General features: G+C 72.2%; 12 protein-coding genes. 4 read left to right on the plus strand and 8 right to left on the minus strand.

From position 1 onward, the window contains the following. Positions 1 to 59: 59 nt before the first annotated feature. The 3 genes from ACZ49B_RS08385 to ACZ49B_RS08395 all read right to left on the minus strand — a co-directional run bounded on the left by ACZ49B_RS08385 (position 60) and on the right by ACZ49B_RS08395 (position 4,285). A complete protein-coding gene (locus ACZ49B_RS08385) occupies positions 60 to 1,478 on the minus strand; it encodes a family 2B encapsulin nanocompartment shell protein (RefSeq protein WP_468301930.1) in 1,419 nt (472 codons plus the stop codon). Then, entirely contained in the window at positions 1,475 to 2,782 is a 1,308-nt protein-coding gene (locus ACZ49B_RS08390; protein ID WP_468301933.1) for a family 2 encapsulin nanocompartment cargo protein terpene cyclase, read from the minus strand. The genes ACZ49B_RS08385 and ACZ49B_RS08390 overlap by 4 nt, the downstream gene beginning before the upstream one ends. 120 nt (positions 2,783 to 2,902) lie before the next feature. Continuing rightward, positions 2,903 to 4,285, minus strand: a complete 1,383-nt coding sequence (locus ACZ49B_RS08395; RefSeq protein WP_468301935.1) for a hypothetical protein — start codon at positions 4,283 to 4,285, stop codon at positions 2,903 to 2,905. A 298-nt stretch (positions 4,286 to 4,583) separates the two neighbouring features. On the opposite strand from ACZ49B_RS08395, the gene ACZ49B_RS08400 reads away from it, so the two are divergent. The 4 genes from ACZ49B_RS08400 to ACZ49B_RS08415 all read left to right on the plus strand — a co-directional run bounded on the left by ACZ49B_RS08400 (position 4,584) and on the right by ACZ49B_RS08415 (position 11,006). Next, entirely contained in the window at positions 4,584 to 5,996 is a 1,413-nt protein-coding gene (locus ACZ49B_RS08400) for a family 2B encapsulin nanocompartment shell protein (RefSeq protein ID WP_468301938.1), read from the plus strand. Between the two features lie 13 nt (positions 5,997 to 6,009). Further along, positions 6,010 to 8,277 (plus strand): terpene synthase family protein, encoded by a 2,268-nt coding sequence (locus ACZ49B_RS08405; RefSeq protein ID WP_468301941.1) that lies wholly within the window; start codon positions 6,010 to 6,012, stop codon positions 8,275 to 8,277. Between the two features lie 117 nt (positions 8,278 to 8,394). Next, positions 8,395 to 8,883 carry a hypothetical protein gene (locus ACZ49B_RS08410; RefSeq protein ID WP_468301944.1) on the plus strand — a complete coding sequence of 163 codons (489 nt, stop codon included), beginning with the start codon at positions 8,395 to 8,397 and terminating at the stop codon, positions 8,881 to 8,883. Positions 8,884 to 9,005: 122 nt separating this feature from the next. After that, positions 9,006 to 11,006 carry a flavin monoamine oxidase family protein gene (locus tag ACZ49B_RS08415; protein WP_468301947.1) on the plus strand — a complete coding sequence of 667 codons (2,001 nt, stop codon included), beginning with the start codon at positions 9,006 to 9,008 and terminating at the stop codon, positions 11,004 to 11,006. A gap of 26 nt (positions 11,007 to 11,032) precedes the next feature. Here ACZ49B_RS08415 and ACZ49B_RS08420 read toward each other — a convergent pair whose 3' ends face one another. From ACZ49B_RS08420 to ACZ49B_RS08440, 5 genes are all read right to left on the minus strand, one after another. Continuing rightward, positions 11,033 to 11,155 carry a hypothetical protein gene (locus tag ACZ49B_RS08420; RefSeq protein ID WP_468301950.1) on the minus strand — a complete coding sequence of 41 codons (123 nt, stop codon included), beginning with the start codon at positions 11,153 to 11,155 and terminating at the stop codon, positions 11,033 to 11,035. Between the two features lie 153 nt (positions 11,156 to 11,308). Further along, positions 11,309 to 11,845 (minus strand): GNAT family N-acetyltransferase, encoded by a 537-nt coding sequence (locus tag ACZ49B_RS08425; RefSeq protein ID WP_468301953.1) that lies wholly within the window; start codon positions 11,843 to 11,845, stop codon positions 11,309 to 11,311. 162 nt (positions 11,846 to 12,007) lie between these two features. Then, positions 12,008 to 14,233, minus strand: a complete 2,226-nt coding sequence (locus ACZ49B_RS08430; protein WP_468301956.1) for an NADP-dependent isocitrate dehydrogenase — start codon at positions 14,231 to 14,233, stop codon at positions 12,008 to 12,010. 224 nt (positions 14,234 to 14,457) lie between these two features. Continuing rightward, positions 14,458 to 14,811: a DUF805 domain-containing protein gene (locus ACZ49B_RS08435; RefSeq protein WP_468301959.1), complete on the minus strand. Its 354-nt coding sequence runs from the start codon at positions 14,809 to 14,811 to the stop codon at positions 14,458 to 14,460. A 407-nt stretch (positions 14,812 to 15,218) separates the two neighbouring features. After that, complete coding sequence (locus ACZ49B_RS08440) at positions 15,219 to 16,046, minus strand: chitosanase (RefSeq protein WP_468302460.1); 828 nt, start codon at positions 16,044 to 16,046, stop codon at positions 15,219 to 15,221. Positions 16,047 to 16,058 lie beyond the last annotated feature (12 nt).

A 16,058-nucleotide genomic window follows, 5' to 3' on the forward strand; every position in this document is an offset into this window, starting at 1 on the left:
GGCTTCCGGACAACCGTTCGCAGGAGCACGGGCGGCAACCGGGGCCGGGCCGAACGTAGTCAGGAGCGGGCGGCGGCGACGTTCACGTTCTCCAGGATCCCGAGGGCGTCGGGGACGAGGACGGCCGCCGAGTAGTAGGCGCTGACCAGGTAGGACATGATCGAGCGCTGGTCGATGCCCATGTAGCGGACGTTCAGGCCGGGTTCGTACTCCTCGGGGATCACGGTCGGGCGCAGGCCGATGACGCCCTCCTGCTCCTCGCCGGTCCGCAGCGCGAGGATCGAGCTGGTGTGGCCGCCGACGATCGGGATCTTGCCGCAGGGCAGCAGCGGGATCCCGCGCCAGGCGGGCACCGACTTGCCCTGCACCTCGGCGGAGTCGGGGACGAGCCCGCGCTTGTTGCACTCGCGGAAGAAGGCGGCGATGGCCTTGGGGTGGGCCAGCAGCACCTTGGTCCCGCGGCGCATGGTGACCAGCTCGTCGAGGTCGTCGGGGGTGGGCGGCCCGGACCAGGTGTTGATGCGCTGCTCGTACGCGGCGTTGTGCAGCAGCCCGAACTCCCGGTTGTTGACGAGCTCCCACTCCTGGCGCTCGCGCAACGCCTCGACGGTCAGGCGTAGTTGCTGCTCGAACTGGTCCATCGGGTCGTTGTAGAGGTCGGCGACGCGGGTGTGGATCTGCAGGACGGTCTGGGCGAGGGAGAGTTCGTACTCGCGGGGGCTGAGGTCGTAGTCGACGAAGGTTCCGGGCAGGAGGGCCTCGCCCGCGTGGCCGGAGGCGAGCTCGATGTCGGCCTCGCCGCGCCGGTTGACCGGGCGGCGGCCGTTCTCCACGTACTGTTCGAGGTGGGCGCGCAGGGCGGCGGAGCGCTCCAGGACCTCCTGGAAGGCGCGCCAGCGCAGCACCATCACGGTGCCGGCCGTGGCGGCCCGTACGGAGTAGTCCCAGCGCGGTTCGGGCCGGCCGAGGGCGTCGTCGCCCAGCTGGTCGCCGTCGGCGACGACGCCGAGGACGTCCGGCGCCCCGTACTTGCCCTGGGCGCGCTTCTCGAGGCGGCCGTGGGCGATGACGAACACCTCCTCCACGGGCGCTCCCTCCTCGACCAGGGTGTCGCCGGCGCGCAGGTCCCGTTTGACGAAGCGGACGGCGAGGTCTTCGAGGACCTCCTGGTCCTGGAAGCCCTTGAGGGTGGGGAGTTCACCCAGGGTGGGGGCGAGGATCCGCACGTCGTCGGCGCCGGTCTGTACGAAGGAGACCCGGCCGCGGCCCACGGCGTGGCTCAGGCGCCGGTTGACGCGGTAGGTGCCCGCGGTGACGTTCACCCAGGGCAGTACGCGCAGCAGCCAGCGGGAGCTGATGCCCTGCATCTGGGGGACGGACTTGGTGGTCGTCGCGAGGTTGCGGGCGGCCGCGGTGCTGAGGGCGGCCTGCCGGGCCGCCGCTTCGGCCTCGGGGGTGGGGGCTTCGGGGGTGGTCATGCCGGGGTCCCTCCGTGCGTCGGGCCGGGTGTCGGGCCTTGCCCCGGGCCTTGCTCCGGGCCGTGCGTCGGGTTGTCGTCCCGGGCCGGGTCCCGGCCCGCGGGGTCGTACCGGGCGGTGGTGCGGTGCCATTCCAGGTTTCCGCCGAGCCAGGCCCATACGTCGGCCAGGAAGCGGATCAGCGGCGGGAACCCGGCCGCGGCAAGGAGGGCCGACTCCTCCTCGAAGGCGCGTACGAGCTCGTCGTGGAGGTCGGCGGAGCGGCGGACCGCCTCGGCCCGCGAGCATCCCTCCTCGGCCTCGATCAGCGCGGGCAGGTTGTAGTTGACGGCCGCGCTCGCGTCCTCGCGGTGCATCGAGTAGAGGTCGTTGACGATGACGCTGGCCGAGGCGGCTTTGAGGACGGCGCCCCGCACGCGGGGGTCGGCGTAGGCCTCGACGGGGAGCTCGTAGCCGCCCGCCGGGTCGAGCATCACCATGGTGGGGATGAAGCTGTTGTCCTGGCGGACGGCGAGGAACTCCCAGACGGGCGGGGTGCGCCCGGAGACCCGCCAGCCGGCCTCGGCGGTGTAGCCGCAGAACAGCGCGGCCATCTCGTGCCGGTAGCGGGTGAGCTGGGAGCGGGTGGCGTACCGGGACAGGTGCTCGGTGCTGGAGCGCAGGGCGACGAGGACGGGGTCGGCGCGCATGGCCTGCTCCAGCCGGGGTGCGTAGCGGGCCGGCAGATGGGCCGGGTCGATGGCGGCCAGGGCCTGGGAGAGGTGGGTGGCGATCTGCAGCGGGACGGCGCCGGCGCTCTCGTCGTCGCAGTAGTAGTCGTCGGTGGCCCACTGGGCGAGGGTGCACTTGGCGGGGGCGAGCAGCCGGTCCGGGTCTTCGACGTGGGCGTACGTGAGCATCGTGTACCGGCCGAGCGAGAGCGCCCGTACGTCGTCCAGCCGGCCGGCGTAGATCCCGGTCTCCTCGGCCCAGGCGAGGAGCCGGTCCTCGACCGCCGCCGCGAGGGCCGGGTCGTCGCGCTGCGGGGGCGGGCAGTACAGCTCGGGGACGGCGGGGTTCCCCCGCGACCGCCCGGCCGCCGCGGGGGCGGGTACGGCAGCGGGGGTCGGCGCGGGGACGGCGGCCGGGGCCGGGGGCGGGAGGGCGGGACGGATGCGCAGGGTGCTGGTGCCGGGTCCGCCCGGCCCCCCGCGCAGCCGGGCCAGCAGCGCGGCGCGGGACGGTACGGGCAGGGCGGGCGGAGCGGGCAGGGCGGACAGGTCGGGCGGGTGGGCGGGGTCGGCAGCGGGCGGATGCTTCTGCATGGCATGACAGTGCGATGCGGGCCCGGCGCACGGGTAGCCGCCCCGGCACCGGCCCTGTTGAAAATCCCGCGCAGTTGAAGCTCTGAACGGATGTACGGAGAGGTGCGACGAGGGCCCCCGCTACGTCCCGGCCGCCACCCGCTCCAGCAGCGGCCGTACGACCCCGCTCGCGCGCACCGCCCGCAGCCGCCCCCGCATCCGGCGCAGCGCGTCCGTCACCCGGGCCGACTCCAGCTGCGGTACGACGTCCAGTACCTCGTGCCAGGCGGCGCAGGCCCGCTCCAGGTGCCCCTGGCCCAGGTGGAGTTCGGCCAGCCGGGCCGCCGTGACCGCCCGCGCGCGGCGCTCCGCCGCCGGCCGGTGGCGCAGCGAGGCGCCGAGCGCGGCGATGGCGCCCCGGCCGTCGCCCAGCGCGGCCAGCGCCTCCGCCTGCTGGTGGCACAGCGCGGCCTGGTGGTAGTCGCCGATGGGTGCGCTCTGCCCCTCCGAGCGGTCCAGCAGCCGCTGTGCGCCGGCCAGATGGGAGACCGCGGCCCGCCGGTCACCGCAGGCGGCCTCCGCCACGGCCAGCTGCCCGGTGACGAACGCCGCCTGGAGCGTCGGCAGCCGCCCGGCCTCCCGCGCGGCCGCCTCCGCGAGCTCCAGCGCCTGCCTGCGGTGGCCGAGGTGGTGGGCCTGCACGCTCATCGCCCGCAGCACGGGCGCGTGGCACTGCGGGTCGCCGGCCTCGCGGCCCAGCCGCAGCGCCGCCCGGTAGTAGGCCTGGGCCACGCCGTGCTGGTTGCTGTCGAAGCACAGGAAGCCGGCGGTGTAGGCCAGCCGGGAGGTGGCGCCGAGCAGCCGGTGGCGTACGGAGGGCGGCGCGTCGGCGCGCAGCCACGGGGCGACGGTGGTGGCCAGGTAGGCGGTCAGGGCGGGCCGGGCCAGCCCGCTGCCGAACATCATGTCGGTGTTGCGGAAGACCGGGAGCACCGCTTCGGCCGCCCGTACGTGGTCCTGCCCGATCCGTGTCCCGTCCCGCGCCCCGGCCCGTATCCCCGCCGGCGAGCCGGTCTCCCCCGCACGGGCCGGCTGCTGCTCCTCCGGCGGCCGCCACGCGGAGGAGTAGACCGGGATCTCGCCCAGCGCGCCGACCCCGAAGGCCGGTCCGCAGTCGGGCAGTTCCGTCGCGCCTGCCAGTGCGGCCGCGGCGAGGGCGTCCGCGCCGTGCGCCCCGCCGCCGGGGCGTTCCCGCGCCCTCGCCCCGGCGGGCCGGGCGAGCCCGGTGTCGGCGGCGGCGATCCGGCGCCCGGTGCGCCGGCTCAGCGCCTCGGCGGCGAGGTCGACGACGTGGGCGGGCGGCCTGGTGCCCGCGAGCCAGTGGGAGACGGAGGTCCGGTCGTAGCTGAGGGTGAGGCCGGCCTCGGCTGCGATGCCGTTGACGGCCCGTGCGAAGTCCTGCCCGCTCCAGCGGGCTTCGATGAGGAGGGTGCGGAGTTGTCCGTTGGGTTCACGCTTCGCCATCCAGAACCGCCCAACTCGTACGTGTGTCCAGCGCTTCAACACGGTCGGAGATTCAACAGGGTGGGACAGGGGCCCGTGTACCGGGTGGGGCCGCCCGGCCTCTAACTAAGACGTGTGCACACGGTGGCACCCGGTCACACCGGGTGTGCGTGGCGTGCGGGAGCACAGCGGATCACGCACAAGCGGGGCCACTCCTTCCGATCGACCCCGCACACGGCGTACGCGACCCTCACCCGTGCCGCATCCGGAGCCAGGAACACCGGCCGACCAGGAAGACCGACCGAGAGGACGTTCCGTCATGTCTGTCGACCCGACGACCGAAGAGAGCGCCACCGCACACCCGACCCGCACCGCCCGCCAGAGCCTCAGCACCGATGCGGCGCGGAACCTGGCGACCACCACCAAGTCCGCCCCGCAGATGCAGGGCATCAGCTCCCGCTGGCTGCTGAAGATCCTCCCGTGGGTCCAGACCAGCGGCGGCACCTACCGGGTCAACCGCACGGTCAGCTACACCCTCGGCGACGGGCGCATCAGCTTCGTCAAGACCGGGTCCGAACTCCGGGTCATCCCGCCCATGCTGCGCGAGCTCGGCATGCTCCGGCACTTCCCCGACGACGCGGTCGTCAAGTCGATCGCGGACCGGTTCGTCAAGGAGGAGTTCCGCAGGGGCGACGTGATCGTCCGCCGCGGCGAACCCGTCGACAAGATCTACCTCATCGCCCACGGCCGCATCGAGCGGCTCGGCGCCAGCGCGTACGGGGACGAGGCGAGCCTCGGCGTCCTCAGCGACGGCGACCACTTCGGCCACCACCCGCTGCCGGACGCCCGCTGGGAGTTCACCGCCCGCGCCCAGACCGACGTGGTGACCATGACGTACAACCGCGGCGACTGGGACGAGGCGCTGAGCCGCTCCCCCGCCCTGCGCCGGCACGCCGAGGCCTACCTGGAGGCGGAGCGCGTGGGCCGCAAGGGCAGCGAGGCGGTGGACCTGTCCGCCGGCCACACCGGCGAGGTCATGCTGCCCGGCACGTACGTCGACTACGACCTGAGCCCGCGCGAGTACGAACTGAGCGTCGCCCAGACCGTGCTGCGGGTCCACACCCGCGTCGCCGACCTCTACAACCAGCCGATGAACCAGTCGGAGCAGCAGCTGCGGCTGACGATCGAGGCCCTCAAGGAGCGCCAGGAGAGCGAGCTGGTCAACCACCCGGAGTTCGGGCTGCTGCACAACGCCGACTACGAGCAGCGGATCTACGCCCGCACCGGCCCGCCCACCCCGGACGACATGGACGAGCTGCTCAGTCGCCGGCGCGGCTCCCAGTACTTCCTCGCGCATCCGCGCACGATCGCCGCGTTCGGCCGCGAGTGCAGTCGGCGCGGGCTGTACCCGGCCTCCGTCGAGTTCCAGGGGCACTCGATGCCCTCCTGGCGCGGGGTGCCGCTGCTGCCCTGCAACAAGATCCCGGTCACGAAGGAGCGGACCAGTTCGATCCTGGTCATGCGCACCGGCGAGGACAACGAGGGGGTCATCGGACTGCACCAGCTGGGCCTCCCGGACGAGTACCAGCCGGGCCTGTCCGTCCGGTTCATGAGCATCAACGAGCAGGCGATCGTCTCCTACCTGGTCACCGCGTACTACTCGGCGGCCATCCTGGTGCCCGACGCCGTCGGGGTGCTGGAGAACGTAGAGATCTCGCGCTTCGACGACTGAGGGCGGCGACCGCATGAGCAGCACAGGGAGCGCGCAGCCCTTCGAACTGCCCGAGTTCTACGTCCCGCACCCCGCCCGCCTCAACCCGCACCTGGCCCGCGCCCGCGCACACGCCCTCGACTGGGCCCGCGGCATGGGCATGCTGGAGGGCTCCGGCGTATGGGAGCAGGCCGACCTGGAAGCGCACGACTACGCGCTGCTGTGCGCCTACACCCACCCCGAGTGCGATGCTTCGACGCTTTCACTGGTCACCGACTGGTACGTGTGGGTCTTCTTCTTCGACGACTGGTTCCTGGAGGTCTTCAAGCGCCCCGGCGACCGGACGGGCGGGCGCACCGCGCTGGAACGCCTCGCCCTCTTCATGCCCGACGGCTCACTGGGACAGGACGTGAACGCGCGGGCCCCGGAGCCCCGCAATCCGGTGGAGGCGGGGCTCGCCGACCTGTGGGCCCGCACGGTCCCCGGGCACTCGCCGGACTGGATCGCCCGTTTCTCGCTCAGCACCCGCAATCTCCTCGTGGAGTCCCTGTGGGAGCTCGACAACATCAGCCTCGGCCGGGTCGCCAATCCGGTCGAGTACGTCGAACAGCGCCGCAAGGTCGGCGGCGCGCCCTGGTCGGCGGGGCTCGTCGAACACGCCGTGGGCGCCGAGGTTCCCGCCGCCGTCTCCGCCGAGCGGCCGCTGCGCGTGCTGCGCGACTGCTTCGCGGACTCGGTGCACTTGCGCAACGACCTGTTCTCGTACGAGCGGGAGGTCGGCAAGGAGGGCGAACTCAGCAACGGGGTGCTGGTGCTGGAGACGTTCTTCGGGTGCACCACCCAGGAGGCGGCCGACCAGCTGAACCGGCTGCTCACCTCGCGCCTCCAGCAGTTCGAGCACACCTTCTTCGCCGAACTGCCCCCGATGTTCGCGCGGGCCGGCCTGACTCCGGAGCAGGTCACGGCGGTGCTCACGTACGCCCGCGGGCTCCAGGACTGGCAATCCGGCGGCCACGAGTGGCACCTGCGCTCCAGCCGCTACATGAACCGGCGGGCCGGACTGCCCGCCGGACCCTCGGGGCTCGGCAGCGCGACCTCCGGCCTCCGGGCGCTGCTGGGCATCACCGGCGGCGCGGACCGCCTGCGGCGGCACACCCGCACCCCGCACCCGGTGGGCCCGTCCGTGATCCCGGATTTCCACCTGCCGTACCCGAACCGGCTCAACCCGCACCTGGAGGGCGCCCGCGGGCGGCTGGTGGAGTGGAACCGGGCGATGGGGATGTTCGACGAGGGCCTGTGGTGGGAGGACAAGGCCGTCGACTTCGACTTCGCGCTCTGCTCGGCGGGCATCGACCCCAAGGCCTCGGCCGCGGACCTCGACGTCAGCGCGGCCTGGCTGAGCTGGGGCACGTACGCGGACGACCTCTACCCGCTCCGCTTCGGCGCCACCGGAGACCTGGCCGGGGCCCGGGCCCAGGACGCCCGGCTGCGCTCGCTCATGCCGCTGGATCCGGAGGCGCCCACCGCTGCGCCCGTGAACGCGCTGGAGCGGGGGCTCGCCGACGTCTGGCTGCGCACGATCACGCCGATGGCTCCGGCCGGGCGGCGCATGTTCCGGGCGGCGATGGACGCGGTGCTCGACAGCTGGCTGTGGGAGGTGGAGAACCGGGCGGCCCACCGGGTGCCGGACCCGGTGGACTACCTGGAGATGCGCCGGGTGACCTTCGGCTCCCCCATGACGGCCTCGCTGGCCCGGACGGCCCACATGGACGTCGTACCGCAGGAGGTCTACGGGAGTGCGGCGATGCAGTCGCTGGAGGCGGCGGCCTTCGACTACTCGGCGCTGATGAACGACGTGTACTCGTACCAGAAGGAGGTGGAGTACGAGGGCGAGCTGCTCAACATGCTGGTCGTCACGGAGACGTTCTTCGGCTGCGACTACCGGACGGCGCTCGGGGTCGTGAACGATCTGATGACCTCGCGGATGAAGCAGTTCGAGCACGTGCTGGAGAAGGAGTTCCCCGCCATGTACCGCGACTTCGGGCTGGACGCGACGGCGCGCGCGGCACTGGACCGGTACGCGGACGAGCTCAAGCAGTGGATGGCCGCGATCGCCACCTGGCACGCGGAGACCCGGCGCTACCGGGAGGAGGACCTGGAACGGCACCACGCACGGCGGACCGGACCGGTGGTGGCGGCACGCGCCGGGGCGCTGCCCCGGGCACCACACCGGGCCGGGTGGGCGCACGGTGCCCCACCTGGCCGAATGGACAAACGTACATCGGATGTACAAGTGCGATGATCAGCGGGCGGCCCGGGGCGGCCCGGGCCTTTCTCCGGAATACGACATTCCCCTGGCCTTCCGGCAGAACTGGCGCATAATCATCGCTACGCGGCCCGAAAGAACCCTTGGTCGCGCATGGACACGCATGCAATGGGGGGCATCGTGCCGATGAGGGATTCAGGCAGTGCCGGCACGCTGCCGGCGTCGTCCGACGAGCTGTCCAAGCTGCTGACCGCCGTCCGGCGGGGACGGGTCCTGACGGTCACCGGGCGGTTCCGGGAGCCCCGGAGCCTGCTGGTGCGGGAGATCGCCGAGCGGCTCTCGTCCAACTTCTGCGACGGCGTCGCCGTGGTCGTGATGGACCGTCCGTTCGGCCTGCGCGAGCTGACGGCCGCGCTGGGCTGCTGCGTACCGGGCATGCCCTTCCTGCCGTGCGGGACGGCGAACGCCTTCTCGTGGCTCGCGGAGCGGGACATGCTGCTCGTGCTGGACGGCACCGACCGGCTGGCGCCGCAGACGCTGGCCTGGCTGCGGAACCTGCTCACCGCGGCCCCGGGGCTGCGCATCCTGGCCGCGGGCCCGTCCCCGCTGGCCTTCGAGGGGGAACGCGTGCACCGCCTCTGAACCCGGACGAGCCCGACCGTGCGGCGTCAGCACCCGCTTGACCACCGCACCTTCGGGTGGTTCGGGCCCGGTCTACGCGCGTCCGGTCCACGCGGCCTCCCGGGCACACCGAGGGTGGGCCCATGATCATTGAACCCGGTTCCGCAGGCCCTGGGCCTTCCGCCCCTTCCCCCTCCCCCGCCGCCGGCGCGACCACCCGGCGCACCCTGCTCGCCGGAGCGGGCGCGGGCGCCCTCGCCGTGGCCGGCGCGGTGGCCGCCGCCGCCCCGGCCGCCTCGGCGACGGCACCGGTCCTTGCACCCGCCGATGCGCCCGGCCCCGCACCCGCCTCGGCACCGTCCGCCGACTGGGAGACCTGCCTGTCGGTGGCCCGCGCCGTCCTGGTCCTGGACGACAACGACAGGCCCCTGGTACCCCGTTACTCCGACGTCCTCCTCAAGTCCGGGCTGCCCCGCTCCCGCAGGGCCCCCAAGAAGGTGCTCGTCATCGGCGCCGGCCCGGCCGGCCTCACCGCCGCCCACCTGCTGCGCTCCGCCGGCCACCGGGTCACCGTCATCGAGGCCAACGCCAACCGCGTCGGCGGCCGCATCAAGACCTTCCGTGCGGGCGGCCACGAGCAGGCCGCGGCGCCCTTCGCCGACGCCAAGCAGTACGCCGAGGCCGGCGCCATGCGCATCCCCGACAGCCATCCCCTGGTGACCGGGCTGATGGACGGCCTGGGGCTCAAGCGGCGCCCCTTCCACCTGGTCGACGTGGACGGTTCCGGCCGGCCCGCGTACCGCACCTGGATCCTCGTCAACGGCATCCGCGTCCGGCGCGCCGACTACGCGCGCGACCCGCGCGCCGTCAACCGCTCCTTCGGGGTCCCGGTCGCCTACGAGTCCGTCCCGGCCGCGCAGATCGTACGGGGCGCCCTGGCCCCCGTACGCAAGCTGGTCGACGGCAAGGAGGGCCGCGCGCTCGTCGAGGGCTGGGCTCAGGTGATCCAGCGCTACGGCCACATGTCGATGTACCGCTACCTCAACGACGAGGCCAGGCTGGACGAGCGGACCGTCGACCTGATCGGCACCGTCGAGAACCTCACCTCCCGGCTCCACCTCACCTTCCTGCACTCCTTCATCTCCTCCGCCCTGATCAGCCCGGACACCGCCTTCTTCGAACTCCCCGACGGCACCGGCACGCTGGCCGACGCGATGTACGCCCGGGTCAAGGACCTGGTGCGGCTCGACCGGCGCGCCACCCGGATCGCCCAGGACCCGGCGAAGAAGTCGGTCACCGTCGAGACGGTCTCCGAGGGCCGCGGCGGCCGCCCGGTGGTGCGCGAGACCTTCACGGGCGACATCGCCATCGTCACCGTGCCGTTCTCCGGGCTGCGGCACATCCCGGTCACGCCCGCCCTCTCGTACGGCAAGCGGCGCGCGGTCACCGAGCTGCACTACGACGCGGCGACGAAGGTGCTGCTCGAATTCAGCCGCCGCTGGTGGGAGTTCACCGAGGCGGACTGGAAGCGCGAGCTGGAGGCCGTGCGCAAGGGCCTGTACGCCGACTACCAGCTGGCCCGGACGCCGGGCGACGGCTCGCTGCTGGGCGCCCACCCGTCGGCGCCGAAGGGGCGTGTCACGCAGGCGCAGCGGGCGCACTACGCGGCCAGTCGGCTCGTCGCCCGGGACCAGCCGGAGGCCTCGGGCGTCGTCGGCGGCGGCTCCACCACCGACAACGCGAACCGCTTCATGTTCCAGCCCTCGCACCCCGTGGAGGGCAGTTCGGGCGGCGTCGTGCTGGCCTCGTACAGCTGGGCCGACGACGCCCTGAAGTGGGACGCGTTCGAGGAGGCCGAGCGCTACCCGCGGGCTTTGGCCGGCCTGCAGGAGGTGTACGGGCAGCGGATCGAGGTGTTCTACACGGGCGTCGGCGCGACCCAGTCGTGGATGCGCGACCCGTACGCGTTCGGCGAGGCGTCGGTGCTGCTGCCGGGGCAGCACACCGAGCTGTTCCCGCACGTGACCCGACCCGAGGGCCGGCTGCACTTCGCCGGCTGCCACACGTCCGTCAAGCCGGCGTGGATCGAGGGCGCGCTGGAATCGGCCGTGCGGACGGCGCTGGAGGTCCACCAGGCCGACTGACCGCGCGGCGGCCCGGCGGGACCTCGTCAGCCGTGGTGCTCGCCCAGGATCCGCTTCAGCAGCCGGGGGACGGACGAGCGCGGCGCCCGCACGGCCGCGGCGCCCGCGGGCAGCCGGGCCCGGAGCTGGTCCCAGACGGGCGCCAGCACTCCCCCCAGACCCCCGGCGGCACGCCAACGCACCCGCCACAGGGGCCGCCAGTGGCCCGCCGGACACCCTTAGGGGGTGTCCGCAAAGTCCTGCCTGCCTTCGGGCGCCCGGCACGACTTCGCGGACACCCCTGGGGGACGTCTTGCCGATCCCTAGACGGCCCGCTTCCATTCCTCCGCCGGCAGCCCCAGGATCACCTCGTCGACGAAGGCCCCCGCCACCCAGGCGGAGCGCCGCAGGGTGCCCTCCAGGGTGAAGCCCGCGCGGGTCGCGGCGCCGATCATGGCGGCGTTGTCGGCGAGGGTCTCCACCTGGAGCCGGTGCAGCCCGCGCACGGTGAACCCGTAGTGGCACAGCAGCTGCACGACCTCCGCGCCCATGCCGCGGCCGCGGCAGCCGGGCAGCAGGGAGATCCCGAGGTGGCCGCTGCGGTTGTGGGTGTCGATGCCCCACAGCGCGGCGTCGCCCGCGAGCGATCCGGAGGCGGCGTCGACCACCGAGAAGAACGACGCGCTGTCGGACGGGGCGGAGGGCTCGTACGGGGAGTGGCCGGTGCTCGGGGTGATCGGGCGCCACGGCCCGGCTTCGGCGCGCGACCGCGTCGCCACGTCCTCGTACAGCCCGGCGTGGAGCACGGCTACGTCATCGGCGTGCCGGGCGCGCAGCCCGGCCAGGGTTCCCTGGATCACGGGGACTTCCTAGCCGCCGGCCCGGCCGCCCCGCAACCGGGTTTCCGGCGCCGGGTGCCCACGTACGGGTCCGCAGACGGGTCCACAGACGGGTCCGCCCCGGTCGGCGGCTGCCGACCGGGGCGGAACCCTTCACACGGAACTCTTCACAACGGCCGGACCTCAGGCGAGGGTCGCGATCGCCTGGTTGAAGGTCGCGGACGGCCGCATGATCGCCGAGGCCTTGGCGGCGTCGGGCTGGTAGTACCCGCCGATGTCGGCCGGGGAGCCCTGGACGGCGATGAGCTCGCCGACGATGGTCTCCTCCTGCTCGCCCAGCGTCGTGGCGAGCGCCTCGAACGCGGTGGCCAGCTCGGCGTCGTCGGTCTGCTTGGCCAGCTCCTGCGCCCAGTACAGGGCGAGGTAGAAGTGGCTGCCGCGGTTGTCGATGCCGCCCAGCTTGCGGCTCGGCGACTTGTCCTCGTTGAGGAAGGTGCCGGTCGCACGGTCCAGGGTGTCGGCCAGCACCTGGGCGCGGGCGTTGCCGGTGGTGGTCGCGAGGTGCTCGAAGGAGACGGCCAGCGCGAGGAACTCACCGAGGGAGTCCCAGCGCAGGTAGTTCTCCTTGACCAGCTGCTGGACGTGCTTCGGGGCGGAGCCGCCGGCGCCCGTCTCGAAGAGGCCGCCGCCGTTCATCAGCGGGACGACCGACAGCATCTTGGCGCTGGTGCCCAGCTCCAGGATCGGGAAGAGGTCGGTCAGGTAGTCGCGCAGCACGTTGCCGGTCACCGAGATGGTGTCCTCGCCGCGGCGGATGCGCTCCAGGGAGTACGCGGTGGCCTTGACCGGGGAGAGGATCTCGATGGTGAGACCGTCGGTGTCGTGCTCGGCGAGGTACGTCTTGACCTTGGCGATCAGCTGCGCGTCGTGCGCACGGCCCTCGTCGAGCCAGAAGACGGCCGGGACGCCGGTGGCGCGGGCGCGGGTGACGGCGAGCTTGACCCAGTCCTGGATCGGCGCGTCCTTGGTCTGGCAGGCGCGGAAGATGTCGCCGGCGGCGACCTCCTGCTCCAGGACCGTGTTGCCCGCGGCGTCGACGACGCGGACGGTGCCCGCGGCGGCGATCTCGAAGGTCTTGTCGTGGCTGCCGTACTCCTCGGCCTTCTGGGCCATGAGGCCGACGTTCGGCACCGAGCCCATCGTGGACGGGTCGAAGGCGCCGTGCGCGCGGCAGTCGTCGATGACGGCCTGGTAGACGCCCGCGTAGCTGCTGTCCGGGAGGACCGCGAGGGTGTCGGCCTCGTTGCCGTCCGGGCCCCACATGTGGCCGGAGGTGCGGATCATGGCCGGCATGGAGGCGTCGACGATGACGTCGGACGGGACGTGCAGGTTGGTGATGCCCTTGTCCGAGTCGACCATCGCGAGGGCCGGGCCCTCGGCGATCTCGGCCTCGAAGGAGGCCTTGATCTCGTCGCCGAGGCCGTGCGGGATGGACGCCAGGCCGTTCAGGATGGTGCCGAGGCCGTCGTTCGGGGACAGGCCGGCGGCGACCAGGACCTCGCCGTACTTCGCGAAGGTCTTCGGGAAGAACGCGCGGACCACGTGGCCGAAGACGATCGGGTCGGAGACCTTCATCATCGTGGCCTTGAGGTGCACGGAGAACAGGACGTCCTCGGCCTTGGCGCGGGCGATCTGCGCGTCCAGGAAGGTGCGCAGCGCGTCGACGTGCATGACGGACGCGTCCACGACCTCGCCGGCCAGGACCGGTACGGACTCGCGCAGGACGGTGGTGGCGCCGTCGGCGGCGACGTGCTCGATGCGGAGCGTGCCGGCCTCGGCGATCACGGCGGACTTCTCGGTGGAGCGGAAGTCGTCGGCGCCCATGGTGGCGACGTTCGTCTTCGACTCGGAGGTCCAGGCGCCCATGCGGTGCGGGTGGGCCTTGGCGTAGTTCTTGACCGAGGCGGGGGCGCGGCGGTCGGAGTTGCCCTCACGCAGGACCGGGTTGACGGCGCTGCCCTTGACCTTGTCGTAGCGGGCGCGGATCTCGCGCTCCTCGTCGGTCTTCGGGTCGTCCGGGTAGTCCGGGAGCGCGTAGCCCTGGCCCTGGAGCTCGGCGACCGCGGCCTTCAGCTGCGGGATCGAAGCCGAGATGTTGGGCAGCTTGATGATGTTCGCTTCCGGCGTCTTCGCCAGCTCGCCGAGCTCGGCGAGGGCATCGGCGATCCGCTGGCCCTCCTCGAGGTGCTCGGGGAAGCTGGCGATGATGCGACCGGCCAGGGAGATGTCACGGGTCTCGACATTCACACCGGCCGTCGACGCGTAGGCCTGGATCACAGGCAGGAAGGAATACGTCGCGAGGGCCGGGGCCTCGTCAGTGTGCGTGTAGATGATGGTCGAGTCAGTCACCGGATGCTCCGCTCCACAGTCTGCGTCTCTCGTCTGCAACATTGCTCGACATCAAGATATCTCGTGATCGGCCCGGTCCGGACAGCCCCCTGCCCGAGTCTCGGGGAGACGCGCGTCACCCCCGGGTCTCGCGCGACCCCGGAGAACGGCAAAGCGCCGCCTCCGGCTGTTTCCAGCCGGGGCGGCGCTCGAGGCAACTCAGGTGCTCAGGCTTGCGGGCCTGATCAGGCCTGGACGGCCTTCGGGTTGTGACCGTACTGGTTCGGCTGCGGCTGGCCCTCGGTCGCCATGAGGACGAGGAGCCAGATGCCGCCGATCAGCGGGACGAGGGCGATGAACATCCACCAGCCGGACTTGCCGGTGTCGTGCAGGCGGCGGACGCCGACGGCCAGGCCCGGGAGGAAGACGGCCAGCGCGTAGATCGCGTAGAGGAGCGGGTAGGTGCCGATCGCGTTGTCGAGCACGGCGACGATGATCAGGGCGATCAGGTTGAAGAGGGTGAACATCCAGTACTCCTGCCGGCGGGCGCGGCCGGAGAAGACGGTGTACTTCTTCAGAACGTCGGTGTAGTAGTGCATGGGTCCCCCCAGAGGACGGTTCGTCGGCCCGTCCTGCTGGAGCAAGCCGAGGCAGAACTTATGCCCCGCTTATGTGGCGGTCAAGCCAGTTCTCAAGCTGCCAGAAGTGCCGCTTTCCTCGGGTTCATCGACCAAAAACACCGGTACCGGGCGCCATTTGAGACCCACTGGTCGCGTCAGGTCACATGGGGTGACGAAACAGGGGCGACAGGGCCCCATTTGTGAGGTTGGAGAGCCCCCTGATCCTCTCCACGCAGGCACCCGCGAGGCCCTGCAACCCCCCGGAGCGGGCCCGTCCGCGCCCACATCGTTACGGCTCTGCGACCTGAACCCGCCACCGCACGCACGGACGGTCCCGCGCACGGCCGGGGCCGGGCGCGGGACCGTCCGTGGACTCGTCAACCGGATCAGCCGATGTGGAACGGGTCCCCGTAGACCTTCCAGTCGAGCGGGGTGTTGAGGTTCAGGTTCCCCTTCTTGAGGAAGACCCGCTGCGCGGTGTCGACACGGCTGGTGTCACTGTGCGCCTCCTCCTGCTTCATCGCCCAGACGCGGGCGTCGAGGAAGGCGTTCAGCCAGGTCGTCTCGTTGCCGCCCTGGGCCGGGGGCTTGGCCTTGGACAGGGCCCGCTTGCGGATGTTGCGGAAGCTGGTGGAGTCGGTGCCGTCGCCGTGCATGACGATGGCGTCGTAGTACATGAACTGGCCGAGCGTGCCGACTCCGTCGGACTTGCCCTGCTTGACGGCGGGGTTGAAGTAGACCCGGTCGCGCTCGTGGTCCTGGGCCTTCTTGAACTCGCCGTCCTGGGCCGCCTTAGCCCAGTCCTTGGTGAAGTTCGGGTCGAGGCCGGCGTGCGAGTCGCTGCCGTCGACCTTGCGCAGCGCCGGGAGGTACTTGGCGAGCACGTTGCCCGGCTTGACGTCGGTGTAGTACTCGACGAGGTCGAGCATGTCGCCGGTGCCGGAGCAGAATCCGATGATGCCGGCCGTGTAGCCGCGGCCGTCGTCTATGTCCTCTATGTACTTGTACTGCGCCTTCCAGTCCAGCGAGGAGTTCTCCGCGCTGGAGACGATCTGCATGGCGATGTCCTTCTTCGCCGGATCGTCGAGCCCGACGGCCGCGGACGACACGGAGGCGGAGGACGCGGGGAGGGAAGCGGGGGCGGGTGCCGCGGTGGCGTGGGCGGTCACCGGTACGGCGAGCAGGGCGCTGCCGAGCAGGGCGCCGATGGCCATTCTCTTGCGGTG

Source organism: Streptomyces sp. NPDC031132, from assembly GCF_055570595.1.